Genomic DNA, 228 nt, shown 5'->3' with positions numbered 1-228 from the left:
CAATTTGTTGGGGAATTCTTCGACTAGGGAAGGTCAAGGAATGACTACCAATTTGTTGGGGAATTCTTCGACTAGGGAAGGTCAAGGAATGACTACCAATTTGCTCGGGAATTCTTCGACTAGGGAAGGTCAAGGAATGACTACCAATTTGCTCGGGAATTCTTCGACTAGCCAAGGTCAAGGAATGACTACCAATTTGCTCGGGAATTCTTTGACTAGCCAAGGTCA

At 44.7% G+C, this 228-nt stretch carries 1 protein-coding gene; it reads right to left on the bottom strand.

Annotated features, from left to right (window positions below):
* On the bottom strand, window positions 1-228 hold a 228-nt coding region (locus AC4II3_RS12570; protein WP_490722818.1), incomplete at both ends, for a hypothetical protein.

The sequence above is a fragment of the Moorena sp. genome, from assembly GCF_982860115.1.
The sequence above is the reverse complement of the archived record's forward strand: the minus strand, read 5'-3'. Positions and strand labels throughout refer to the sequence as shown.